This is a genomic window from Streptosporangium longisporum (genome assembly GCF_039534895.1).
Lineage (GTDB): Bacteria > Actinomycetota > Actinomycetes > Streptosporangiales > Streptosporangiaceae > Streptosporangium > Streptosporangium longisporum.
In genome coordinates this window covers 369,723-393,087 of record NZ_BAAAWD010000015.1, presented here as the reverse complement: position 1 = coordinate 393,087, position 23,365 = coordinate 369,723, and the positions used below count along the sequence as shown (strand labels likewise).

The following is a 23,365-nucleotide window of genomic DNA, read 5'->3' as shown; positions in this document are numbered from 1 at the left end:
GGCGTGCCGCGTCCGAGCGCGCGCCCCCGCGGTCAGAGCCGGTAGCCCAGGTCGTGGAGGTGGCCGGACAGGGAACGGTCGAGCAGCGCGACCTGGGCGGGGGCCAGGTCCCGCCGGAACGCCTCGGACCGGCCGGAGGAGAAGGCACGGCGCCCGAAGTCCCGCTCGAAGGCGGGCGTCCAGGTGAGCCCGAGGAACTCCAGGACCAGGTCGGTCTGCTTGCGCGGGTCGTCGAGCAGGTCCTCGTAGCGCACCTGCAGCCACGACTCCGGCGGGAGCGCGGCGCGCGCCGTCTCGGTGGCGTCCATCAGCAGCTTCCAGCCGATGCCCGCCAGGTGCACCTGCGAGCGGCCCTGCTCCTCCCACTCGCGGGCGTAGTGCCCGGGCAGCGGGCCGAAGTGCCACCCCGGCGCCCCCAGGTGCCCGCGCCACCACGGCATCTGCAGCCACGAGTTGGCCACCGCGCGCCCGTCGCGCACGATGTGCACGAACCGCGCCTGCGGGAACACCTCGTGCAGGAACGCGGCCCGCGGCCAGCCGGTGAACTTGTGCAGGTAGTGCCCGGCCCGCTGGACGGTGGCCCGGGTCTCGAAGAACGTCCGCAGCCGCCCGGCCAGCCAGGGGGTGGCGTCGGCGGCCGTCAGGTCCTGGAAGGAGTCGACGACCAGCGGGGACACCTCGCGCCTCAGCGCGCGGTGGGCCTCGCAGGGGCGCAGCCGCTTCTGCGGGAAGTCCGCCGGTGTCCTGCGGTAGATCCCGCCGCCGATCCGCCTGGCCACGTCCGGGGTCCGGGGGAAACGGTCGTCCAGGTTGGTGACGAACCCCACCTGCGGATGGCGGGTGAGGACCTCGTACAGGAGGGTGGAACCACAGCGTCCGCTGCCGATGAGGAAATCGAGCATGGGAATCCCCGTTCCGGGTGATGTCGCGAATAAGGATCCGGTCCATCGGGGCCGGGCCGGGTATTCGACGGTAACGCACCTTCCGGGGCCGCCGGTGGATGTCGCCCCCGTGGGGACGGTGTCGGCGGGAAACGACGGCGGAACAGCCGGGAAAAGGCCGCGGTCCCCCCTCGCGCCGTTCTCACGCGGGGATCGGCCGCCTTTCCGGGAGCGTTTCACCACGGCCGCCGCACTGACGCGCCGTCCGCCCGGCACACAGGCTCCGAGCTGGACAAACGGCCGGTAAAACATCTCCCGGTACGGGGTCGCGCGCCCGGCCCGCGCGCCCGGGTCGCCAGAATCGCACGTATGACAGAATCTGTGACCGATCAGGATTCCGCGCCCGGTGCACCGGAGGTCACGGCGGAAACCGGAATGCCCGCATCCGTATCCGGCGCGGTCCTTTCACGGAGAAGACGGAAAACACCCTTCAAAAGGGTGAATCGCACCTGGGGCCGGGTCCGGACATGGGCTCCGGCGGTGTTCGCGGCCGTCGTCGTGGTGGCCGCGCTGCGCCTGTACGGGGTCCCGGTCACCGACACGCTGCTCTTCGGCGGCTACGTGGCGCTCGGGGTCGCGTTCCCAGGCCTGCTGCTGGTCCGGGCCCTGTACCGGGGGGCGCGCACGCTCGCGTTCGCCGAGGAGCTCGCGCTCGGGCTGGCACTGGGGTATGCCGTCGAGGTGCCCGTCTACGTCGCCGCCCGGGCGGCCGGGGCACCGCTGCTCGTCCTGCTCTGGCCGCTCGGCGCGTACGCCGTCTTCGCCGCCGTCCCCCGGCTGCGCGAGCACTTCCGCGGCGCGGCCCGCCCGGGGGAACCGGCCTGGTACGCGTGGTTCCTCGCGCTGCTCGTCGTCCACGTGACCGCCTGGAGCGCCTTCACCTACTTCAGGACCACCGCCCTGACCTGGCCCGCGGCCGGGACGTCCCTGTTCGACATGCCGTACCACCTGGCGCTGATCGGCGAGCTGAGGCACCACGTGCCGCCCACGGTGCCGGTGGTCGCCGGGGAGCCGCTGCTCTACCACTGGTTCGTCTACGCGCACCTGGCCGCGGCGAGCTGGGTCACCGGCCTGGAACCCCTGGTGCTGCTCTTCCGCCTGGGCATGTTCCCGATGCTCGTCGCCTTCGTCGTCCTGGTGGGGGCGATCGGGCACCGCGTCACCGGTTCCAGGGCGGGATCGGCGCTGTCCGTGGCGGGCACGGTCTTCGTGGCGGTGCCGAGCCTGTACGCCGACGCGAACGGGCTGCTCACCTGGACGGGCGTCCAGCACTCCGCGTGGGAGAGCCCCACCCAGACCTTCGGGGCCCTGCTGTTCGCCCCGGTGGTCCTGCTCCTGATCGACCTCTTCGAGCGCCGCCGGCGGTACGGCGCCGGACGGTGGACGCTGACGGCGATCCTGCTGGCGGCGGTGGCCGGGGCCAAGGCGACGTACCTGCCCATGCTGGTCGTGGCGCTCGCGGCGCTGGGCGTGGCCGAGGGGGTCAGGCGGCGCAGGCCGCCGCGGACCGTGCTCGGCGCGCTCGCGATGGCCCTCGCCTGCCTGCTGTACGCGCAGGCGGTGCTGTTCGGCGGTGCCCGGCAGGCGATGTCCCTCGATCCGCTCGCGCTGATGCGCAGGACCTGGGGCGAGCTGACCGGCCTGGGGGAGCACGCCCAGCCCTCACCGGCCTCCCTGCTCGGGATCACCCTGCTGTACGCCGCGTGCTGGGCCGTCACCTGGTGCGGGATCGCCGGGCTGCTGAGCCGCCCGCGCTCGCTCGCGCGTCCCGGCACCGTTCTCGTCCTGGGCATCGGCGCCGCCGGGATCGGCGCGGTGCTGCTGCTGGGGGGACCGGCCCTGAACCAGGGCTACTTCCTCCAGGGCGCCTACCCCTATCTGGCGGTCGCCGCGTCCTACGGCTTCCTGACCGCGGTACGCGGGACGGGCGTGCCGCGCCTGGCGCTGGTGGGGGCGGCGGTCGCGGGGGTGGTCCTGGCCTGCCTGATCCGCGTCCTGGCGGACGTGCGGGTCCCGCTGGCCCCGGGCCGCAGCGAGGCCGTCCTGTACCTGCCCTACCTCGCTGTGGCGGTCGTGGTGCTGTCGGCGGTGGTGTTCCTGCGCGAGGCCGGACGGCGCCCGCGCGACTGGGCCCTGCTGATCGCGCTGGTCACCGCCGTCGGCCCGCTCTCCGCGTGGCAGGCCCGCGCCTGGTCGATCGTGTACGGCGGCGGGGAGAACGCCGTCTACCGGGTGAGCCGGCCCGCGGCGCAGGAGGTCCCGGCGGGCATGCTCGCCGCCGGGCGCTGGCTGCGGGCCCACTCACGCCCGGACGAGACGGTCGCCACGAACGCGCACTGTGTCTGGCGGGCCGGGACGCCCTGCGACAGCCGGCACTTCTGGATCTCCGCGCTGACCGAGCGGCGCGTGCTGGTCGAGGGCTGGTCGTACACCGCGAAGAACCTGGACCGGTGGCGCCCGGGAGGGTCGGTGATGCAGATCCCGTTCTGGGACGCCGAGCGGCTCTCGCTGAACGAGACGGTCTTCCGGGCGCCCTCGGCGGAGGCGGTACGGCGCCTGCACGAGCGGTACGGGGTGCGCTGGCTCTTCGTCGAGGAGGGCCGGGAGGGGCTGAGCCCGAGGATCGGGGAGTTCGCGACGCTCCGGTTCCGCTCGGCGGGCTGCGCGGTCTACAGCCTTCCGGGCGCCTCGTCCTGAACCTCCTGCCGGGCCTCCTTCCCGGAGGGCCCGGCGTGCCCGTACGCGGAGCGGCCTCCCCGGCGACCGCCCCGTGAGGGGGAGGTCGCCGGGGAGGCCGGGGGAGGGACCGCGGCACCCGCCGGCACCCGCCGGCACCCGGCGGTACCCGTCGGCGGCAGGCGAGGGGACGGGGGCGGGACCTCACGACCCGCCCCCGCCCCCCGCCCCCACCTCCCGCCCGCGCCGCGCCGGCCGGTGGAGGGACCGTGCGGCGCCGACCGGCCGGTGGAGACCGTTACGGCGTCACGGGCCTGCCGCCGAAGGTCACGACGAGGCGGCCGTCCGCGGCGAAGGACCAGCCCAGGGCGCCGGTGTAGGAGGAGCAGCGGGAGCCGTTCGAGCCCGACCAGAACTGGTTCGAGGCGTCGGAGTTGCCGATGATCCGGTCGTTGGACCCGCTGTCGCACGAGGTGTTGTTGCGGAACACCGACGAGCCGCCGTCGAAGTTGAAGTTGCGCTCGGTGTTGCCGATGCCGACGTTGTTCGACACCGTCATCGTGCCGAGGTTGCGGTTGTAGGTGAACCCGTGCTTGCCGTTGTTGTAGGCGATGTTGCGCCGGACGACGTGGTCGACCGAGATGTCCTCGCCGCCGAGCTTGTAGCCGTTGCGGTCGCCGTTGCCGGCCTGGCCGCCGTTGCTGAGGGTGCCGTTGTCGTAGGCGAGGGAGTCCTCGATGGTCACCGCGCCGATCGGGCCGGTGTCGGTCTTGGTGAACAGGTCCCAGCCGTCGTCGATGTTGTTGTGGGCGACGGCGTACCGGAAGACGTTGCCCGGGCCCGAGGTGAGCTTGGCGGCGAAGCCGTCGGCGTCCTCGCCGTCGGAGTCGGCGTTGTCGTGCGACTCCACGCTCACGATGAGGTTGCGGGAGGGCCACTGCTCCCGGGGCGCCCCGGCCACCAGCCGCGAGAGCTGCAGCCCGGTGTCGCGGTTGAAGCGCGTCACCGTGCGCTCGATGATGTTGTCGTTGCCGCCCAGGAGGATCCCGTTGTCACCGGCGCGCTCGACGACGATGCCGTGGATGTGCCAGAACGACCCGCCCACGGCGAGACCGCGGTTGGCCGGGTCCTCGCTCTGGGCCGAGAAGTTCAGCACCGGGGTCTCACCGGGGTAGGCGGAGATCTTCTTGCGGGCGCTCGCGGTGCCGTTGTTGCCCGGCGCGATGGTGACCGTCTGCGAGAAGTCGTAACGCCCGCCGCGCATGGAGATCGTCCCGCCGGGCGCGATGCGGGTGATCGCGGAGGTGAGCGTCGTCGGGGCCGCCTGCGTCCCGGGCGCGCCGTCGGTGCCGTTCGGCGCCACGTACAGCGTGTCACCCGGTGGCGGCGGTGGCGTGTCGCCCGTCTCCACGTCGATGTGGTCGATGTTCGGCAGGCCGGCGCTGCCGGTGGGGGTGAACCGGATCGTGTTGCTTCCCGCGTTCAGGGTGACGGTCAGCGTCTTGGTGACCCAGGTGCTCCACGCCCCCGTGCCCTCGAACGACACCGCCTGCGCGCCCGCGCCGTTGACGGTCAGGCCGGCGGGACGGCTGCTGCTGGTCCCGCTGGCGAAGCGCACCGCGAGCGTCGCCGTGCCGGCGGTGGTGGCGTTCACGGTGAACTGGGCGTGGGCGCCTGTGGCGTTGGTGCCGTTGCAGAAGCCGGTGCCGGAGTATCCGGCGTGGTTGGAGTCGATGGTGCCGGTGCAGACCGCGGGCGAGGTCTCGGCCTCGTACCGGGTGGGCGCGGCGTGCGCGGCGGATGGTGACACTCCGACGAGCCCGACGGCGAGCAGGCCGGCGCATGTGGTGACGGCTTTGAGGCGCATCCTTCGTCTCCATGGGTCGGTAAGCGCTTTCCTCGATGAGGCGAAGCTAAGCACGCCCCGGCGGGCATGGGAAGGGCCCGCCTCCGGAGGGGGCCGTCCGCGGCGTGGCGGCCCACCGGCGCGCGGGGCCCCGGCCGAGGCCGGGATCGGCGGAAAGGGGGAGCGCCCGCCGCCGTGCCCCGCGGCCGGGCGGCCGGGCGGCCGTGAAAGTTTCAGGGCGGGAGCGGCGATCGGGGGCCCGGACGGCACGCCCGGCTCCCGTCGTCCGTGACGGGTCCCGGTCGTGCCGCCACCGGTGCGATGACATGGAGCGCACGATGTACGGTTTTCTTGCAAGCGGTTGTTGCAGGAATCCCGAGAAGACCAGGAGAGATTCCCGGCGGCATGTGCAGTTTCGCCGGGACGTATTGACGTTTCCCCGATGTGACGCGACTGTGTCTGCAATCGGTTGTCAACGGCGCGGTCCCCGATGGCCCTCATGACCGCAGCGCCGGGACGGTACGGCCGGTGACGGCGTGCAGCGGGGCGGCGGGGCGGACGGCCCCCGGCGGACCGAGGGCCTGAAGATCCGGAAGAACCGACGATCCTGGAGACCAAGGATGCGCCTGACGCCACTTCACGCGTGCGTCGCCCTGCTGGCCGGTGTGCTCGCCGCGCTGCCGGTGAACGCGGCGCACGCCGCGCCCACCCGGTACGAGGCCGAGACCTCGCCCGCGGTCTGCACCGGCACCATCGACTCCAACCACGCCGGATACTCCGGCACCGGCTTCTGCAACGGCACCAACGCCACAGGCGCCCACGCCCAGTTCACCGTGAACGCCACCACCGCCGGCACGGCGACCCTGGGCGTCCGGTTCGCCAACGGCACCGCGGCCCGCGCGGCCGCCCTGGTCGTCAACGGGGCCACCGTGCAGACCCTCTCGTTCGCGGGCACCGGCGCGTGGTCGGCGTGGGCCACCACGACCGTGACCGTCTCGCTGAACGCCGGCGCCAACACCGTCCGGCTGAACCCGACCACCGCCCTCGGCCTGCCCAACCTCGACCGTCTCGACGTCGAGACCGGCGACCAGCCGCCACCGGCCGGCACGCTGTACGTCGCCACCAACGGCGACGACGCCGCCCCGGGCACCCAGGCGTCACCGCTGCGGACGATCCAGCGGGCCGTGGACCTGGCGCAGCCGGGGCACACGATCGTCATCCGCGGTGGCACCTACGCGCCGAGCGCCAACATCCAGATCCTCAAGAACGGCACGCCGGGCCTGCCCATCACGATGCGCAACCACGACGGCGAGCGGGTCGTCATCGACGGGGAGAACATGCCCCACACACCCGGCGCGGTCGGCTCCAGCATCCCGCGCCCCGAGCGGGGCGCCGTCCACATCGAGGGCGACTGGTGGCGCCTGTCCGGCCTGGAGATCATCCACGGCCCGTACGGCGTCTTCGGCCTGGACGTCAACAACACCGTCTTCGACCGCCTGGTCACCCGGGACAACTACGAGTCGGGCCTGCACCTCCAGGGCGCCTCCGGCAACAACCAGATCGTCGGCCTGGACGCCTACGGCAACCGCGACCCCCGCAAGAACGGCGAGAGCGCCGACGGCCTGGCCATCAAGGAGGGGTCGGGCAGCGGCAACGTGGTGCGCGGAGCCCGGCTGTGGAACAACTCCGACGACGGCCTGGACTTCTGGATGTTCCTGTCCCCGATCACCGTGGAGTCGTCGGTGGTCTGGGGCAACGGGTTCAACCGGTGGAACCTGCCCGACTACACCGGCGACGGCAACGGCTTCAAGCTCGGCGGCGGCGACCCCGACCCGGCGGCCGACCACGTGATCCGCAACTCCATCGCGTTCGACAACGCGGTCGGCGGCTTCATCGACAACGGCAACCCCGGCAGGCTGACCGCCGACCGCAACACCGCCTGGCGCAACGGCGGCACCGGGTTCGACTTCGCCGACTCCGACTCCACCCTGACCAGGAACCTGTCGGTGGCGAACGCGACGCAGGTCTCGCTCGGCTCGTCGTCCTCGGGCTCGGGCAACTCCTGGAACCTCGGTGGCACCTGGACCTTCGTCAGCACCGACCCCGGCACGATCACCGGCCCCCGTGCTGCGGACGGCTCGATCCCGTCCTCGTCCTTCCTGCGCCCGTCCAACGGCGCCGACGTCGGGGCACGTCTCTGACCTCTGCGGATCTCGGCTCCGAAGGCTCCCGTGCCACGGGTACGGGAGCCTTCGCCGTCCGGTCAGCGCTCGCAGACCACCCCGTCGCCGTCGCGATCCTGGTACCAGGCGTACTCGGGGTCGGTTCCGCGGCGGTAGGGCCCGTGCCCGGCGGCGTTGGCCGCCGCGCAGGTGGAGAAGCGTGGATCGTTCCCACCGGAGGACGAATCCGGCGCCGCGGTGGGCCTCGGGGCGGCGGTGGGACGCGGCGCCGGCGTCGGGGTGGGGGCCGGGGCGGAGGTGGTGTCGCACCTGCCCGACCAGACGCGCAGCCGCTCCCGCTTGGCCTTGGCCTGCTCGGCGCGCATCACCGCGATGTACCGGTCGTTGGGCTTGTACAGCACGGCCTTGCCGTAGCCGTGGCGGACGAGGTTGCGGTTGACGAACACCCCGCCGACGTTCCAGGCGTAGTACAGGGAACGGCCGTAGCGGTCCTTCGGCGCCTTGTCCGCGAGCAGGTACGTCGTCCTGCCGACGGGCAGCAGGGAGGCGGTGCGCCTGGTGGCCGCCTGGAACCAGCACTCCCCGCGCTCGGGGGTGTCGACCTGCAGGAGACGTACCCGGACGGGGGAGCCGGTGCGGGTGAAGCGGACGTCGATCGTGTCGCCGTCCACGATCTTCACCACCGTCGCCTTCTTCGTGCCCTTCGGCACGGTGGAGGCTTCGGCGGGTAGCGCCATGGCCACGGGCACGGCGAGGACGGCGGCGAGCAGGGACGCTCTGATGGTGCGGATCACGGGGCTCCTTCGCGCAGGATGGAGCCTTGACCGTAGCCTTATGCGTTCAATTCGGTACACATAGTGATCAACCTGAAATGCGTGAGGATCCTTCATATTGCAGGTCGTCCTTACGCGAGAAGTCCGATCGCAGGCGGACACCGAGCGCGGCGCCACCACCTCGCCCGGTCGCACCGCTCCGTTGAATGCCGCCGCCACTCCCGGCTGTGGCCATACCGTGAGTTCGGTGGGTAATCGCGAGACGGGGGTTTCGCCGCACATCACCGCGGCCAAGAAAAGGCGGCCGGGCGGCCTGTTCCGCACCCGGAACTTCGCCCTGCTGTGGGCTGGGGAGTCGGTCAGCGGGTTAGGCTCGGCGATCACCACGGTGGCTGTCCCGTTCGTGGCGATAACCGTCCTGCATGCCGGCACCGGCACGGTGGCCCTGCTGACCGCAGCCGGCTGGCTGCCCTGGTTCCTGATCGGCCTCCCGGCCGGTACCTGGGTCGACCGCTGGCCGCGCCGCCGCATCCTCGTGTCCGCCAACCTGGTGTCCGCCGCGGTCCTGACCGCTGTCCCGGTCGCCGCCTGGACCGGTGTGCTGACCGTGCCCATGCTGCTGGCCGCGGTGCTGATCGCCGGCACGTCCAGCATGTTCTTCACCCTGGCCTTCAACGCCTACTTGCCGCACCTACTGGCCCCGGATGACCGGATGGAGGGCAACGCCAAGCTCCAGGCCAGCGCCTCGGCCGCCGAGATCGCCGGCCCGGGCCTCGGCGGTCTGCTCACCGAGGTGGCCGGAGCGGTCGGCGGCCTGCTCATCGACGCGGTCACCTTCATCGTCTCGGCCGCCTGCCTGCTCAGATTGCGGACCACGCCCGAGCCGAGGGCGGCGGCGGGTGAGCGGCCCGGCATGCTCCGGCAGCTCAGCGAGGGCCTGAGGTACTTCAGGTACGGCGAGTTCATGCTGCCCATGCTCATCGTGGCGGCGATGATCAACCTCGGGTTGCTCGGCGTGTTTTCGCTGCGCATCGTCTTCCTGGTGCGCGCCGAAGGTATCGCGCCGGGAACGGTGGGCGGCCTGATCAGCCTCGCCGGCCTGGGCGGCCTGCTGGGCGCCGTGCTCGCGTCCCGGGCCGTCGCCCGCTTCGGCAGCGCGCGCACCTACGTGGGGGTCAATGTCGTGACCGCGCCGTTCATGCTGCTGCTGCCGGTCGGCGGCCCTGGCCGGCAGCTGGCGCTGTTCACGGTGGGATCGTTCGTGGTCATGCTCGGCGCCACGATATCGGGCACCGTCACCGCTACCTTCCGCGTGAACTACATACCGGCGCACCTCCTGGGCCGGGTCACGGCGGTCTCCCGGTTCGTCATCTCCGGCACCGTGCCGCTCGGCGCAGCCACCGCCGGCGTCCTGGCGACAGCCTTCGGGATCGGCACCGCGATGTGGGTGCTGGCTACCTTCTTCGCCGTCACCCCGCTGCTCCTGCTCGCCACCTCAATGCGCGGCATGCGTGACTTCCCGACCCTCCCCAGCCGGCCTCCCGTATGCGGCAACGATGATCAACCTCGCTGAAGCATGAGAAAAGGTGCGCCTGACCCGCGAGGATTCGAGTACCGCGTCCATCTCCAGCGCGGGAACAGGTTCACCTTCCGATCCCTCGGAAAGAGCCGCACCCATCTCCGGTGGGACAGGCGAGGGGGCGGCTCCGGCGTAGGCCTTGAGCGCGCGAGCGTCGACGAAGCGGGTGCGGTCATCGCCGATCTCGGCGAACAGCCGGACGGCCAAGACGTGGCTGTCCACCATCCGATGAGCCGTCTGCCGACCTCGGCGACCCGCGCAGTCCCGGCCCTGCCGAGAGCTCTGCGCTTGACGCGTCTCACCCCGGCTCCTTGTCCACCTGAGCCACCCCGGGCAGGTCCTTCACCGCGTCCGCAATCGAGGTGGCATGCTTCGGATCGTCGATCTTGACACGATAGGTTCCGGAATACTTTTCCAGTGGCCTGGGTTCGGTATCGTCGTCCTTGTTTTGAGAGTCTCGGCCTGTCACCTGCGACCATCGGACCATGAATTCCCTGGCCACCCATATGTCGTGCGCACGATCTGCAAAATAGATGCGCTTGACGCCTTTTGCCTTCCTCAGGAGAGCCTCGATCGTCGCCCTTTCGGTAGCCGTTACGCCACCTCGTCCTTTGCAGGGCTCATCTTCTCCGTTATCGTCGCAGAGCGTGACGGAAATGTCGGCCTTGCCTTTCCAGAAGAAATCAGGAAAGACATAGGTGTTGGAGACTCCCGGCAGAACCCTGGTCGCAGCATCGAACGCGTTGGCGTCGCTCCACCGGAGAAGCCTGCCGTGGAAGCCATCCGGCATATCGGTTACTTCTATGACTTCCCTGAGCTCGGGCGACTCCTCAACCAGCGTCATCCACGCATCCACTTTGTCCTGGTAGCGTAAATCCACAAGCCGAGGTATCTGCCGTAGCCTCTGTTCGATCGCGCGCCTCTGCTCCGAAGTCACCTCTTCGTCTCCGCAGGCATCCCAGGCGTCGTTCTCGCCACACAAGAAAACGGAGAATTTCCCGCCTTCCGGCCAGGGGACGTCCGGAGGGGGAAGTATCTTCGGGAGCCGGTTCGCCTCGGCGGCCGAGGAACTCAGCAGGAGAACCGTCATCGTGGCAAGAGCAAGAAACACGCGGAGCATGGAGGAACTATGCCATCAAGCTCGCGAAACCTCACATGGAAATCCCGGGGGCCGGCATCCTGATCGCCGTCCTGTCTCGCTTGATGTACAACGTTCCGGCCTTGACGCCTTGCTCGTCCTCTGTGCCTGCTCGCGGCAGCCACGGCCGGCGGAGTGACGTACGGGTCGACCCCCACGTGATCCTGTTCCTGCAGCTCGAACGGTAAGCGTCCATGGAATGGATTCTGCTGCGGTGTGTCACCGACGACGCGCGGCCATGCGGCCGCCTCTCACCTCGGTGACGCATCCGCAAGTCCCTGTGCGGATCCGTGCCGAGATCATGAGGCACCGTGATCGACGCCCGGGAGAGGAGGGGCAGCCCTGTGAGACCGGTAGGGGAAGCGGTCCGCACAGAATGCCGTCGAAAGGTGATTTATCTGATCTCGCCGGGTAAGGGCGGGCTCGTACGGATCGGGGACGGCGGTGACGATCGCGAGGTGCGGAAATGCCGGAGGACAGCGCGTTGCGGCCGTTCCGGATCGCGGTGCCGCAGGCGGACCTGGACGACCTGCGCGCACGGCTGGCCCGTACCCGCTGGCCGGAGGAGGCGCCGGTCGCCGACTGGTCGTACGGCGTGCCGGTCGGTTATCTGAGAGGGCTGGCCGAGTACTGGCGCACCGGCTACGACTGGCGCGCGCATGAGGCGGAACTGAACCGGTTCCCCCAGGTCACGACCGTGATCGACGGGGAGCACCTGCACGCCCTGCACGTGCGCTCCCCCGAGCCCGGGGCACTGCCGCTCATCGTGACCCACGGCTGGCCGGGCTCGATCGTGGAGTTCACGAAGGTCATCGGGCCGCTCACCGACCCGCGCTCGCACGGGGCCGATCCGGCCGACGCCTTCCACGTGGTGGCCCCCTCCCTGCCGGGCTTCGCGTTCTCGGGGCCGACGCGCAGCGCCGGCTGGACCCTGCGCAGGATCGCGCGGGCGTGGGCGGAGTGGATGGACCGTCTGGGCTACGAACGCTACGGCGCCCAGGGCGGTGACACCGGCTCGCTGGTCTCGCCGATGCTCGGCCGGGTCGCGCCAGAAAGGGTGGTGGGCGTGCACGTCAACGGCGCGCTGGGCCATCCCCGAGGCGATCTCGTCGCCCCCGAGGACCTCACCGGACCGGAGCGGGCCCGGTTGCGGCTCTACACCGACACCGGTGACCGCTCCGGGTACGCGACGATCCAGTCCACCCGGCCGCAGACCCTGGCCTACGGGCTGCAGGACTCGCCCGCCGGCCAGCTCGCGTGGATCACCGAGAAGTTCAGGGAGTGGACCGACCCGGCCAGGGAGCTGCCGGAGGACGCCGTCGACCGCGACCAGCTGCTCACCAACGTGAGCGTCTACTGGCTGACCGGTACGGCGGGCTCCTCCGCGCGCCTGTACAGGGACGGCGCCATGGACTGGTCGCAGTCGATGGGCCGTTCGGCCGTCCCGACCGGCGTGGCGGTCTTCCCCGGGGACGCGGGGATCCGGCGGATCGCCGAGCGGGACGACAACGTCGTGCACTGGTCGGAGTTCGGCCGGGGCGGCCACTTCGCCGCCATGGAGGCCCCGGACCTCCTGGTCGAGGACGTCCGGGCGTTCTTCCGCTGACCTCCCGGCCGGGCCCGGCCCTCACGCCGGGGCGTCGGGAAGCCGGTAGACGGCGTAGTCACCGGAGCGGAACATCGGCGTCGCGAACCTCCCCAGCCCCGGGGACACGTTCCCGCGGTGCTCGTCGGCCAGGAGCCAGCGCACCCCGTGACGATCCCGCAGCCGCCGTACGGTGTCGTCCGTGGGCGCCGCGAAGACCGCGTCGTTCAGCCCGATGAGCCCGGCGTCCCAGAACGGCAGGTGCAGCGTCGGCATGCCCGGGCGCCACCGGGCCGTGTTCCGCGCGGTGTACGTCCAGCCCTCGACCAGCACGCGCCGCTCGGTCAGCGCGGCGACCCAGAAGTGGCGGCCGTCGCACGGCTCCTCCATGCCCCAGCGGCAGTGCGCGTTCGTGGCGACCAGTTCGTCCGGCCGCGAGTGGGCCCGCAGCCACCGCCCGGCGGCGAGCGCGCCCGGCGGGGGCGCCGTCACGGTCCCGGTAACGGCTCCCGGCGCCGTGGTCGGCCCGGTGGTCTGTGCGGTCCCCGTCCCGCTGGACACGACCGTCAGCACGCGCGCGTGCACCCCGGCGGGCAGGCCGACGGCCGCGAGCGCGGTGACCACCAGGGCCCAGGCGCGCACCCGTCCCCGGGTGAGGGCCAGCACGGCCGCGGCCACCGCGGTGACGGCCAGCAGCACCGCGTACGGCCGGTGGAGCAGGGCGCCGGGCGCGCCCGGTGGCAGCGGGATCCTGACGCCGCACACGAACGGGATCAGGTAGGCCGCGGCCAGCCCGGCACCGGCCGCGCAGAGCGTCGCGCGGGGCGACTGCCCGGCACGCCGCAGCAGGACGGCGATCCCGAGGGCCGTGACGGCGGCCAGGTAGGGGTAGGCGCCCCAGAGGAAGAACAGCTGGCTGCGGCCGGGATGGCCGAGCAGCAGGGCCGCGCCGAGACCGGCCGCGCCGATGCCGAGCATCAGCGTCACCCCGGGACGGGCCGGCAACCGGGGCCGGCTCAGCAGCCCCGAGATCCCGCCCCAGGTGATCGTCCAGCCGAGCAGGAACACCGCGACGATCCCTGCGGCCGACAGCGGCGAGGGGACGGCCTCGGCCCCGGCACCGGTCATCTCCGCCCAGGCCGTCCGCATGAAGGAGAAGGGGTCGACGACGAGCGCCTGCTTCGCCCCGCCGAACAGCACGAACTGCGCGAGCAGGAAGCACGTCGCGGTCATCCCGAGCGCGACGAGCGCGGGCCGGGAGGGCCTGCGCCACCTGACCGTGCCGGTCACGACCACCGCCAGCAGCCCGGCGCCCAGCAGCGGCAGGTACGTGGCCTTGGCTCCCGCCGTCGCCACCAGGAGGATCCCCAGCAGCGGCCAGTGCCCGGCGGTCCGGCGCCGGTGTTCGAGCAGGTCGACCAGGAGCAGGACCACGGGCGCGAACAGCAGGGCGCCGAACATCTGGGTGGGGCTCGCCCAGATCAGGTCGGGGACCCCTCCCCAGGTGAACGCCCCGCTCCGGCCCAGGTAGAGGCTCGGCGTCGTCACCAGCACCGTGCCGGCCGCGGTCAGCGCCGCCCCCGCCCAGGAGCCGGTGATCCGACGCCCGGTCATCCCGGCCAGCACGACGAACGCGCACGTCATGGGCAGCATGCCCAGGCGGAAGAGCAGCACCAGCGGTTCCAGGCCGGTGACCCAGCTCGCCGCGGCCAGGTGCGCGTAGACGAACCAGTGGTAGAGCAGCGGCTCCCCGGCGACCACCGGCACCGTGGGCGGCACGTGGTGCCTCAGCTCACCGGTCAGCGCCAGGTGGTACGGCATGTCGGGGAAGGCGTTCCCGAGCGCGGGCCAGGTCAGGGCGTTGCGCGCGAAGAACGACACCGCGCTCCAGGCGAGCAGGTACGCAAAAAGCAGCGCCAGCGACCAGGACCACCAGGCCGGTGCCCTGACCAGCCGGGACGGATCGCCCCTCCAGTGCCGGCGCAGCCGCGGCACGGCCAGGAAGAGGAGGCAGGCGGTGACCGGCCAGACCAGGACGAGCAGCGGCGTCCCCAGGGCGCGGGCTCCGGCGTAGGCGAGGACCTCCACGGCGTAGCCGAGCGCCAGCCCTAGCGCGACCTCCTCGGCGAAGGTGCGCCTGACCCCGTACAGCAGCCGCAGCACCAGCACGCCGGGCAGTGCCACGCATGCCGCGACGTAGAGGAGGAACAGGGCCGCGTCGGTGCCCGGGACGCCGTGGCGGTACAGCACGGCCCCGGTCAGGGCGGTCGCCGCCACGGCGGGCGCCCACCCGGCCAGGCGCCCGATCCCGCGGGGCGGCGCGTCCCGCGGGCCGGGCTCCGGCTCCGTGGAGGGCTCGCCCGCCCCGCCGTCCCCGGCGGTCAGCAGCGGCCCGGTCGAGGGAGGGCGGTGGGACGGGGTTTCTGCCATGGGCCGAGCCTCGTGAAACGAGCGCCCCGCGGGGCCCCCGCCGCTCGCGCCCTGCGATGTCTTTCCGGGTCCTTTGCCGTTCTCCAGGCCACCGCGTCACGGACGCGGCCGTTCACGACGGCACGGCTCCGGGATCCACGGGCCGGGAACGCCGCGGGTCAGGGGCGGTGGGCCCGCACCATGAGCGAGACGCCGGGCAGCGAGGTGACCGGCAGGTACCTCTCGGCCATCACCACGGCCCGCAGGCCCATGTTCACCAGGCGCGGGGTCTCCGTCACGTCCGAGCCCGCGGTGTGCCTCCTGCGGCGGGCCACGACCGGCCGCAGCAGGACGTTCCAGCTCCACATCCGGTCGACGACCAGGCCCGCGCCGGTCAGCAGGGCTCCCAGGTCCTCGCGGGTGTACCGGCGGACGTGACCGGACGCCACGTCGTGCGCGGACCACAGGGCCATGTCGCAGGGGACCGTGATCAGCGCCGTGCCGCCGGGCCGGAGCACGCGCGCCAGCTCACCGGCGGCCCGGTCGTCCTCCTCGATGTGCTCCAGCACGTCGAGCGCCGTCACCAGGCCGAACTCCGCGTCGGGCAGCGGCAGGTCCCGCGCGTCGGCGTGGATCGCCCGCAGCCCGCGCTCCCTGGCGAGCTCCACCGCGAGCTCGGAGAAGTCCGCCACCAGGGCGTCCCAGCCGTGCTCGACCAGCACGCGGGTGTTCCCGCCCCCGGCCGCGCCGACGTCGAGCGCCCTGCCGGGCGGGCCGAGCCGGCGCAGCTCCCGGAGCTCCCGGGCGAGGATGGCGCGCCGCTCGCGGTACCACCAGTGGCGGTCCTCCAGCTCGACCGTACGGCGGATCTCGGTGGCCTCCATGCGTCCTCCCAGACGTGTGCCTCGATGGGATGGTGCCCCCGCGCCTCAGGCGCGCAGCTGCACCCGGCTGTGGTCGCCGACCATGAGCTGGTGCGTGTCGGGCAGCCCGACCGCCCTGGTGACCTCCACGTTCCGGCCGATCAGCGAGCGGGTCAGCGGTGACACGCCCCTGACGACGGAGTCGGCCAGGATGATGCTGTACTCCACCCCTGCCTCCTCCAGCACGCAGCCCTCGCCGATCGAGGTGTAGGGGCCGACGTAGGAGCCGTCGATCCTGGCGTTGGCGCCGATGACGGCCGGGCCGCGGATCACCGACCCGCGCACCGTCGCGCCCGGCCCGATGTCGACGCGCCCGGTTATCTCCGAGGCCGCGTCCACCGTCCCCCGGACGGTCGTCTCGATCGCCTCCAGGACCATGCGGTTGCACTCCAGCATGTCCTGCAGGCGGCCGGTGTCCCTCCAGTAGCCGGTGACGAAGTGCGAGTGCACGCGCCGGCCGTTGTCGATCAGCCAGGTGATCGCGTCGGTGATCTCCAGCTCGTCGCGGGCCGAGGGGACGATCGCCCGGACCGCCTCGTGGATGGCGGGGGAGAAGGTGTAGACGCCGACGATCGCCAGGTCGCTGCGCGGGTTCTCCGGCTTCTCCTGAAGGGCGACGATCTCCCCGTCCGGTCCCAGCTCGGCCACCCCGTAGAACTGCGGCTCGGTCACCTTGGTGAGCAGGATCTGCGCGTCGTGGTCGGACGCGCGGAAGGCGTCCACCAGGCCGGCGATGCCGTCCAGCAGGAAGTTGTCGCCCAGGTACATCACGAAGGGCTCGTCGCCCAGGAAGTCGCGGGCGATCAGCACGCAGTGGGCCAGGCCGAGCGGCGCCTCCTGCTGGATGTAGGTGACCTCCAGGCCGAACGCCGAGCCGTCGCCCACGGCGGCGCGGACCTCCGCGCCGGTCTCGCCGACGACGATGCCGACGACGGTGATCCCGGCGTCCCTGATCGCCTCCAGCCCGTAGTGCAGCACCGGTTTGTTGGCGACCGGAACGAGTTGTTTCGCGGACGTGTGGGTGAGCGGGCGCAGCCTCGTTCCCCTGCCCCCCGCCAGCACAAGTGCCTTCATCGATTCTGGCCCCTTCCACCGGGACCGCGTGGCCACGGCGGCCGGTGGATCCCGTTGAAAACTACGGGGGGATCCGGACGGCGCCCGTCCGCCGCAATGGCCTTTGCGGAGAAAGGGGAGCGTTTTCAACCGGGCCGGACGTTCACCCGCTCGCGGAACGTCCAGGCGCGGTGGACCGCGTACGTCACCGTGGGGCTGATGACGAGGATCACCGCCTGCGCCGCCATCACGGGAAGGCGGCACAGCTCCACCAGCACCGGGAGCCCGGCCAGGGACGCCCCCAGGAAACCGAGTCCGACCGCGTAGAAGCGCAGGTAGCCCGCGACCCACGACCGGTCGCTCGTGCGGAACACCACCAGCCGGTACCACGGGTAGACGATCACCACGGTCGTCAGATGGGCCGCCATCGCCAGCAGAAGGTAGGAGACCGCATCGTTCACGACGAGCAATGCCAGGCCCAGGAGAGCGTAATAGAGCAGGGCCGTCGTGGCGCTGGCCATCAGGTATGTGATGCGCTGTCCACCACGGGAGGAGATAAAACCTCCTCGCCAGAAACAAAGACGTTTTTCGCGATCGGTCCGATTTTCCGCTTGTACCATATCCGGCCGTTCAATCGTGTTCATCATCGCGGCACATGATGCTAGCTCGCTGTGAGACGTAATCGGGGGATCAATGTCCGTGTCGGTGGTCATTCCGTGTTACCGCTCCGCGCGGACCCTTCCGGCACTGGTGACGGGTGTCGTCGCGGTCCTGCGCGAGCTCTCCGTCCGGTACGAGGTGATCCTCGTCGTCGACGGGAGCCCGGACGACACCTGGCGGGCCGCCACCGAGCTGGCGCAGCGCGTCGAGGGGGTACGGGCACTGCACCTGTCGCGCAACTACGGCCAGCACAACGCGCTGGTCGCCGGGATCAGGGAGGCCCAGTGCGAGGTGGTCGTCACCATGGACGACGACCTGCAGCACCCTCCCGGGCAGATCCCCCTGCTGCTGGCCGCCCTGGAGGACGACGGCCTGGACCTGGTGTACGGCGTGCCGCACCGCGAGGAGCACGGGCTGGTCCGCAACCTCGCCTCCCGGTCGGTCAAGACCGCGATGGCCGGTGGGCTGGGGATCCGCACCGCGCGGACGATCAGCGCCTTCCGGGCCTTCCGCACCCGGTTGCGCGACGGTTTCCAGCAGCTGTCCGGGCCGCACGCCTGCGTCGACGTGGCCCTGTCCTGGGCCACCACCCGGGTGGGATCGGTCGGGGTGCAGATGAGCGAGCGCGGCCACGGGCGGTCCAACTACACCCCGGGCATGCTGCTGCGGCACGCGGTCAACATGCTCCTGGGCTACAGCGCGGCCCCGCTCCGCGCGGCCAGCTACCTGGGGTTCCTGATCGGCACCGTCGGCCTGCTGCTGGGCGGCGTCGTGCTCTGGCGCTTCGCCAGCGGGGACACCACCGTGGCCGGGTTCACCACGATCGCGTCGATGATCACGCTCTTCTCCTCGGCCCAGCTGATCTCCGTGGGCGTGCTCGGTGAGTACGTCGGGCGCATCCACGGCAACGGCATGGGCCGGCCGACCTACGTGGTGTGCGAGCGCGTCGGGTCGCCGGCCGGGCCTGCCGTTCCCCGGCAGCCGGGCGGCGCTAGCGTCGCCGTCCACGCAGCAGCCGGCTCCGGACCAGGTGAACGGTGAGGAAGGTGTGCACGGGCTCGAACCCGTACCGGGCCCAGGCCCGCTGCACGCCGGTGTTGTGCCCCTGGGTGGAGATGACGACCTCCCGCCCGCCCCGGGCCAGGGTGCGCTCCTCCACCGCGGCCAGCAGGTGGGCGTAGAGACCCTGCCCGCGCGCGCGGGAGACGACCCCGGCGAGCAGGATCTCGGTGGCCCCGTCGTCCTCGGAGAGTGTCGCCAGCGCGAGGACCCCGCCCCCGTCGTCCCCGCCCTCGTTTCCATCTTCGGAAGGAACCACCACGGCACGGGCGCCGTCCGCGTCCCGCTCCCGCAGGGCCACGCACCTGCCGGACGCGGCCGAGCGCACCGCCCACTCCCGGTACCCCTCCAGCGCGGCCGCGGCGTCGAACAGCGGGTTGGCCACGTAGTGGCTGCGGTAGGCGGCGAAGATGTCGGAGACCGGGCCGGGCACGGCCGCCGGGGGGAGCGGGCCACCGGCCAGCAGGTCCGGTCGCGACCTCGGCGCACGGCCCCGTCCCGCGCGCAGCCGCCAGTAGGCCAGCGAGTCCGCGAGCACGGCGGTACGGCCGAGCGAGGTCAGCTCGGCGAACCAGCCGACGTGCCCGGCCGGGTAGCGGAGCACGATGACGTCGGCCGCCGAGCCCAGGACGGCCTCGCGGACCGGTCCGAAGGACGGCCCGGCCCCCGCCGGGACGGTCAGGCGCTCCACCGGGCGGCCGAACCGGGCCGAGTCGAACGGGGCCTCCACGGTCCGGGGCGCCTGGTTCCCGGTCATCTCCCGCCAGCTCACCGGCGTACCTCGTGGCCGAGCACGGCCTCGACCACGCGCGTCACCCCGGCGTCGTCCAGGTCGGCGAAGAGCGGCAGCCGTACCAGGCGGTCGGCGACGTCCTCGGTGACCGGGCATCCCCCCGGGGCCACCCGGCCGTAGCGCACGCCCGCCGGGGCGGTGTGCAGCGGCTGGTAGTGGAACGCCGCCTGCACGCCCCTGCCGGCGAGGTGGGCGATGAACGCCTGCCTGCTGTCCAGGTCGGGCAGCAGCAGGTGGTACAGGTGCGCCGGGTGCTCGCGGTCGTCGGGGACCGTCGGACGCCGGACCCCGTTGGCCGCGGCCCAGCCCGCCAGCTCGGTGTGGTACCTGCGCCACACCTCCTGGCGCATGGCCTGGATCTTCCCGAACGACTCCAGCTGGGAGGTGAGCTGCGCGGCGAGGACGTCGGAGGGCAGGTAGCTGGAGCCGATGTCGACCCACCGGTACCGGTCCACCTGGCCGCGGAAGAACCGCCCGCGGTCGGTGCCCTTCTCCCGGACGATCTCGGCGCGGACGGCGAGCTCCGCGTCGTTCACCAGCAGCGCGCCGCCCTCGCCGCACTGCACGTTCTTGGTCTCGTGGAAGCTCTGCGCCGCCATCCGGCCGAACGACCCCAGCGGGCGCCCCCGGTAGGAGCCGCCGAGACCGTGGGCGTTGTCCTCGACCAGGGCCAGGCCGTGCCGCTCGGTCACGGCGAGGATCGGATCCATCTCGCAGCCGACCCCGGCGTAGTGGACGACGACGACGGCCCGGGTGCGGTCGGTGATCGCCGCCTCCAGCATCGTCTCGTCCAGGTTCAGGGTGTCGGGCCTGCAGTCGACGAAGACCGGCACCGCCCCGCGCAGGGCGTAGGCGTTGGCCGTCGAGACGAAGGTGAACGACGGCATGATCACCTCGTCGCCGGGCCTGAGGTCGAGCAGCAGCGCCGACATCTCCAGGGCGTGCGTGCAGGAGGTGGTCAGCAGCACCTGCCGCGCCCCGGTCATCTCCCGGAGCAGCGCGGCGGCCCGCCGGGTGAACGGCCCGTCCCCGGACGTGGAGCCCAGGCGCACGGCCTCGGCCAGATAGTCGATCTCGTCGGCCGATACGTACGTCCGGTTGAAGGGAACGGCCGGTGCCGGGCGGCCGGAATTCGACGGAAGGACGCGAGAAGAAGCGCCGCCCGCGGTCAACGGACCCTCTTCTTCGATTCGGCGCCGATGTCGCGCATGGAATACACGGCTGAATGCTACGTACCCCGCCGCGTTCCGTAGCGGAGCGACATGCGGGCGGACGGGTCTGTTGTACGCGCGGTCGCGGCACCTTTACCCGGTTCGCTGAGCTGCGAGAACACCGTAATGTCGATAAAAGCCGGATATTTTCTATTTATGAGCATACGGTGTTCGTAACGGCCCGCGCCGGGACACCGACCGGTGCGGGCCGCGAACCACGGCCGAACCGTTCCCGGCGCGATTCCCGGCCGGTCCCGGGCCGGCCGGGGACGGCCCGCGCGTCGATTCCAGGCCGTTTCCACGCCGTTTCCGGGACGATTCCCGGGCGGCGACACGCCCGGTTCACCGCCTGATAGGTGCCGGGAGAACATTCCCTCCTAAAGTCGTTTCGTATTCTCCTTTTTCCGAGGCGACGGAGGTCCTGCCGTGGGAGAGAAGCTGGTCGTGGTCGGCCAGGGGTACGTCGGCCTGCCTCTCGCGATGCGGGCCGTCGCGGCGGGATTCGACGTGGTCGGCGTCGACGTCGACGAACGGCGGGTCAAGCGCCTCAACGCGGCCGAGTCCTATGTCGAGGACGTCGGCGACGGAGCGCTGGCCGCCGCCCACCGCTCCGGCCGCTACGTGGTCGGTGCCGACTACGGGGCCGCCGAGGGGTTCGACGTCTGCGTGATAACCGTGCCGACACCGCTCCGCGACGGCGTCCCCGACCTGCGCCACATCGCCGCGGCCGGGGAGGCGGTCGCCCCGCTGCTGCGGCGGGGCGCCGCGGTCGTGCTGGAGTCCACCACCTACCCGGGCACCACCGAGGAGTACCTGCTGCCCCTGCTGGAGGAGGGCTCCGGCCTGCGCGCGCCCGAGGACTTCCACCTCGGCTACAGCCCGGAACGGATCGACCCGGGCAACGGGCACTGGCGCCTGGAGAACACCCCCAAGGTGGTCTCCGGCATCGACGCGGCCTCCCTGGAACGGATCCGGGCGTTCTACGCGCGGCTCGTCGACCAGGTCGTCCCGGTCTCCTCACCGCAGGTGGCGGAGCTGTGCAAGCTCCTGGAGAACACCTTCAGGCACGTCAACATCGCCCTGGTGAACGAGCTGTCGATCTTCGCGCAGCAGCTGGGCATCGACGTCTGGGAGGCCATCGACGCCGCCTCCACCAAACCGTTCGGCTACATGCGCTTCACCCCCGGACCCGGGGTCGGCGGGCACTGCCTGCCGATCGACCCGTCGTACCTGTCCTGGAAGGTCAAGCGCAGCCTCGGGCACAACTTCCAGTTCGTGGAACTGGCCAACGACATCAACCGCCACATGCCGGACCAGGTGGTACGCCGGCTGGGGCTCGCGCTGAACCGGTCGCGCAAGCCGGTCAACGGCAGCCGGGTGCTCGCGCTGGGCCTGGCGTACAAGAAGAACGCGGGGGACTGCCGCGAGTCGCCCGCGATCGACGTGGTCAGGGGCCTGCGCAAGCTGGGCGCCGACGTGCGGGCCGCCGACCCGCACGTGGACTCCTTCCTGCTGCCGCCGGGGGTCGAGGTGGTCGCGTTCTCCGAGCGGGAGCTGGCCGAGGCCGACGCGGTGGTGGTCCTCACCGACCACGACTGCTTCGACTACGCGCTCGTCCAGCGGGCGAGCGCCTTCGTCCTCGACACCCGCAACCGCTGCCGCGGGCCCAACGTCGAGAGGCTCTGACCGGCGGCCGGTCCGCGAAGGGCCGCCGGGGGCCGCCAGGGGCCGCCGGGGCCGGCCGCCCGGGAGCGGTTCGCGCGCGAGAACGGGATGAGCACCTGCGGCGGGTGAGCCGGCGCGGCCGCCCCCGGAACGCGGGGCCGCTCCGCTCCGGCCCCCGGCGGGCCGCTACGACCGCATGACGCGGGCGATCAGTTCCTCGACCTGGGTGTTCAGCCGGGATCCCCGGGGCCAGCCGGCGTAGTGGGTGAGGAAGACGACGATCTCGCGCAGCTCGCCGGGGGTGAGGTCGCCGGTCCGGATCGCCGCGTCCAGCTGCACCTCGACCGGGTCGTCCATGCCCTGGCCGACGAGCAGGCCGAGCAGGAGCAGCCGCCGGTCGCGGTTGGAGATGCCCTCCCTGGACCACACCTCGGCGAACAGGTGCTCGACCGTCATCCCGAAGAAGTCACCGGGCCCCTCGTCGTCGTGGTCCCCGCCGTAGACGTTTCTCATGATCTCCAGTCCGCGGGCCCGGCGTTCGGGGGTGATCTCGTCCGCGTGGTCGCTCATGGGTCACTCCAAGTCCGTCGGCCGGCCGTTCCGGGTCGAGGGCGGCTCCCGGAGGTCTCGATCCCGAGGCCCGTGCGAGTTCCGGCGCCCGGGGAGATCCTTCATTCCCAGGATTCTGACATGTAGGAATATGTCCTACCCCAGATTTCGTCACCGGGTGGCGCGGGTGAGGCGTGCGCTCCGGCGAAGTTAGTGATCTACGTTGTAAAGGCGCCGGGCGGTGAGTCGTGAGGTGAACGATCCACCGGACGACACGCTGAGAGCGCTCTCTCTACGAGATCCGTCCGATCCCCGCTCCGGG

17 protein-coding genes and 1 pseudogene are annotated in these 23,365 nt (G+C 71.8%); 6 read left to right on the top strand and 12 right to left on the bottom strand.

Annotated features, from left to right (window positions below; genetic code table 11):
- Positions 1 to 32: 32 nt before the first annotated feature.
- The gene (locus ABD832_RS28110; RefSeq protein WP_344900695.1) at positions 33 to 902 is read right to left on the bottom strand and encodes a sulfotransferase family protein; all 870 of its coding nucleotides are present in this window, start codon (positions 900 to 902) and stop codon (positions 33 to 35) included.
- 477 nt (positions 903 to 1,379) lie between these two features.
- Between ABD832_RS28110 and ABD832_RS28105 the strand changes: the two genes are divergently transcribed.
- On the top strand, positions 1,380 to 3,638 hold the full coding sequence (locus ABD832_RS28105) for a hypothetical protein (RefSeq protein WP_344900693.1): 2,259 nt from the start codon (positions 1,380 to 1,382) through the stop codon (positions 3,636 to 3,638).
- 277 nt (positions 3,639 to 3,915) lie between these two features.
- On the opposite strand, the gene ABD832_RS28100 is transcribed toward ABD832_RS28105, so the two are convergent.
- Positions 3,916 to 5,484 (bottom strand): carbohydrate-binding protein, encoded by a 1,569-nt coding sequence (locus tag ABD832_RS28100; RefSeq protein ID WP_344900691.1) that lies wholly within the window; start codon positions 5,482 to 5,484, stop codon positions 3,916 to 3,918.
- Positions 5,485 to 6,083: 599 nt separating this feature from the next.
- Between ABD832_RS28100 and ABD832_RS28095 the strand changes: the two genes are divergently transcribed.
- Positions 6,084 to 7,664 (top strand): right-handed parallel beta-helix repeat-containing protein, encoded by a 1,581-nt coding sequence (locus tag ABD832_RS28095; RefSeq protein ID WP_344900689.1) that lies wholly within the window; start codon positions 6,084 to 6,086, stop codon positions 7,662 to 7,664.
- Between the two features lie 62 nt (positions 7,665 to 7,726).
- Here the strand turns inward: ABD832_RS28095 and ABD832_RS28090 are convergent, their stop codons facing one another.
- A complete protein-coding gene (locus ABD832_RS28090; protein WP_344900687.1) occupies positions 7,727 to 8,440 on the bottom strand; it encodes a thermonuclease family protein in 714 nt (237 codons plus the stop codon).
- Between the two features lie 226 nt (positions 8,441 to 8,666).
- On the opposite strand from ABD832_RS28090, the gene ABD832_RS28085 reads away from it, so the two are divergent.
- Complete coding sequence (locus ABD832_RS28085) at positions 8,667 to 9,992, top strand: MFS transporter (RefSeq protein WP_344900685.1); 1,326 nt, start codon at positions 8,667 to 8,669, stop codon at positions 9,990 to 9,992.
- A gap of 123 nt (positions 9,993 to 10,115) precedes the next feature.
- Here the strand turns inward: ABD832_RS28085 and ABD832_RS42310 are convergent.
- Positions 10,116 to 10,196: pseudogene (locus ABD832_RS42310) on the bottom strand (hypothetical protein); the annotation flags it as partial.
- A 100-nt stretch (positions 10,197 to 10,296) separates the two neighbouring features.
- Positions 10,297 to 11,118, bottom strand: a complete 822-nt coding sequence (locus ABD832_RS28080) for a permease-like cell division protein FtsX (protein WP_344900683.1) — start codon at positions 11,116 to 11,118, stop codon at positions 10,297 to 10,299.
- Positions 11,119 to 11,602: 484 nt separating this feature from the next.
- Here ABD832_RS28080 and ABD832_RS28075 point away from each other — a divergent pair, with 484 nt between their 5' ends.
- Positions 11,603 to 12,742 carry an epoxide hydrolase family protein gene (locus tag ABD832_RS28075; protein WP_344900682.1) on the top strand — a complete coding sequence of 380 codons (1,140 nt, stop codon included), beginning with the start codon at positions 11,603 to 11,605 and terminating at the stop codon, positions 12,740 to 12,742.
- A gap of 21 nt (positions 12,743 to 12,763) precedes the next feature.
- On the opposite strand, the gene ABD832_RS28070 is transcribed toward ABD832_RS28075, so the two are convergent.
- From ABD832_RS28070 to ABD832_RS28055, 4 genes are all read right to left on the bottom strand, one after another.
- The gene (locus ABD832_RS28070; protein ID WP_344900680.1) at positions 12,764 to 15,151 is read right to left on the bottom strand and encodes a hypothetical protein; all 2,388 of its coding nucleotides are present in this window, start codon (positions 15,149 to 15,151) and stop codon (positions 12,764 to 12,766) included.
- Between the two features lie 158 nt (positions 15,152 to 15,309).
- Positions 15,310 to 16,014, bottom strand: a complete 705-nt coding sequence (locus ABD832_RS28065; protein ID WP_344900678.1) for a class I SAM-dependent methyltransferase — start codon at positions 16,012 to 16,014, stop codon at positions 15,310 to 15,312.
- Between the two features lie 45 nt (positions 16,015 to 16,059).
- Positions 16,060 to 17,127 (bottom strand): glucose-1-phosphate thymidylyltransferase, encoded by a 1,068-nt coding sequence (locus tag ABD832_RS28060; protein ID WP_344900676.1) that lies wholly within the window; start codon positions 17,125 to 17,127, stop codon positions 16,060 to 16,062.
- A gap of 125 nt (positions 17,128 to 17,252) precedes the next feature.
- Positions 17,253 to 17,627 (bottom strand): GtrA family protein, encoded by a 375-nt coding sequence (locus tag ABD832_RS28055; RefSeq protein WP_344900674.1) that lies wholly within the window; start codon positions 17,625 to 17,627, stop codon positions 17,253 to 17,255.
- Positions 17,628 to 17,799: 172 nt separating this feature from the next.
- On the opposite strand from ABD832_RS28055, the gene ABD832_RS28050 reads away from it, so the two are divergent.
- Positions 17,800 to 18,807 carry a glycosyltransferase family 2 protein gene (locus ABD832_RS28050; RefSeq protein WP_344900672.1) on the top strand — a complete coding sequence of 336 codons (1,008 nt, stop codon included), beginning with the start codon at positions 17,800 to 17,802 and terminating at the stop codon, positions 18,805 to 18,807.
- On the opposite strand, the gene ABD832_RS28045 is transcribed toward ABD832_RS28050, so the two are convergent.
- Entirely contained in the window at positions 18,758 to 19,597 is an 840-nt protein-coding gene (locus ABD832_RS28045) for a GNAT family N-acetyltransferase (protein WP_344900670.1), read from the bottom strand. The genes ABD832_RS28050 and ABD832_RS28045 overlap by 50 nt on opposite strands.
- Positions 19,594 to 20,790: a dTDP-4-amino-4,6-dideoxygalactose transaminase gene (rffA, locus tag ABD832_RS28040; protein ID WP_344900668.1), complete on the bottom strand. Its 1,197-nt coding sequence runs from the start codon at positions 20,788 to 20,790 to the stop codon at positions 19,594 to 19,596. The genes ABD832_RS28045 and rffA overlap by 4 nt, the downstream gene beginning before the upstream one ends.
- A 465-nt stretch (positions 20,791 to 21,255) precedes the next feature.
- Between rffA and ABD832_RS28035 the strand changes: the two genes are divergently transcribed.
- Positions 21,256 to 22,515: a nucleotide sugar dehydrogenase gene (locus tag ABD832_RS28035; RefSeq protein ID WP_344900666.1), complete on the top strand. Its 1,260-nt coding sequence runs from the start codon at positions 21,256 to 21,258 to the stop codon at positions 22,513 to 22,515.
- Between the two features lie 165 nt (positions 22,516 to 22,680).
- On the opposite strand, the gene ABD832_RS28030 is transcribed toward ABD832_RS28035, so the two are convergent.
- Positions 22,681 to 23,064 carry a carboxymuconolactone decarboxylase family protein gene (locus tag ABD832_RS28030; RefSeq protein WP_344900664.1) on the bottom strand — a complete coding sequence of 128 codons (384 nt, stop codon included), beginning with the start codon at positions 23,062 to 23,064 and terminating at the stop codon, positions 22,681 to 22,683.
- Positions 23,065 to 23,365: the final 301 nt, after the last annotated feature.

What these genes read in the sequence shown, in the direction of transcription:
- ABD832_RS28110 (WP_344900695.1), bottom strand. Translation starts at nt 902, where the DNA reads ATGCTCGATTTCCTCATCGGCAGCGGACGCTGTGGTTCCACCCTCCTG.
- ABD832_RS28100 (WP_344900691.1), bottom strand. Translation starts at nt 5,484, where the DNA reads ATGCGCCTCAAAGCCGTCACCACATGCGCCGGCCTGCTCGCCGTCGGG.
- ABD832_RS28095 (WP_344900689.1), top strand. Translation starts at nt 6,084, where the DNA reads ATGCGCCTGACGCCACTTCACGCGTGCGTCGCCCTGCTGGCCGGTGTG.
- ABD832_RS28080 (WP_344900683.1), bottom strand. Translation starts at nt 11,118, where the DNA reads ATGCTCCGCGTGTTTCTTGCTCTTGCCACGATGACGGTTCTCCTGCTG.
- ABD832_RS28075 (WP_344900682.1), top strand. Translation starts at nt 11,603, where the DNA reads ATGCCGGAGGACAGCGCGTTGCGGCCGTTCCGGATCGCGGTGCCGCAG.
- ABD832_RS28070 (WP_344900680.1), bottom strand. Translation starts at nt 15,151, where the DNA reads ATGGCAGAAACCCCGTCCCACCGCCCTCCCTCGACCGGGCCGCTGCTG.
- ABD832_RS28065 (WP_344900678.1), bottom strand. Translation starts at nt 16,014, where the DNA reads ATGGAGGCCACCGAGATCCGCCGTACGGTCGAGCTGGAGGACCGCCAC.
- ABD832_RS28060 (WP_344900676.1), bottom strand. Translation starts at nt 17,127, where the DNA reads ATGAAGGCACTTGTGCTGGCGGGGGGCAGGGGAACGAGGCTGCGCCCG.
- ABD832_RS28055 (WP_344900674.1), bottom strand. Translation starts at nt 17,627, where the DNA reads ATGGCCAGCGCCACGACGGCCCTGCTCTATTACGCTCTCCTGGGCCTG.
- ABD832_RS28050 (WP_344900672.1), top strand. Translation starts at nt 17,800, where the DNA reads ATGTCCGTGTCGGTGGTCATTCCGTGTTACCGCTCCGCGCGGACCCTT.
- ABD832_RS28030 (WP_344900664.1), bottom strand. Translation starts at nt 23,064, where the DNA reads ATGAGCGACCACGCGGACGAGATCACCCCCGAACGCCGGGCCCGCGGA.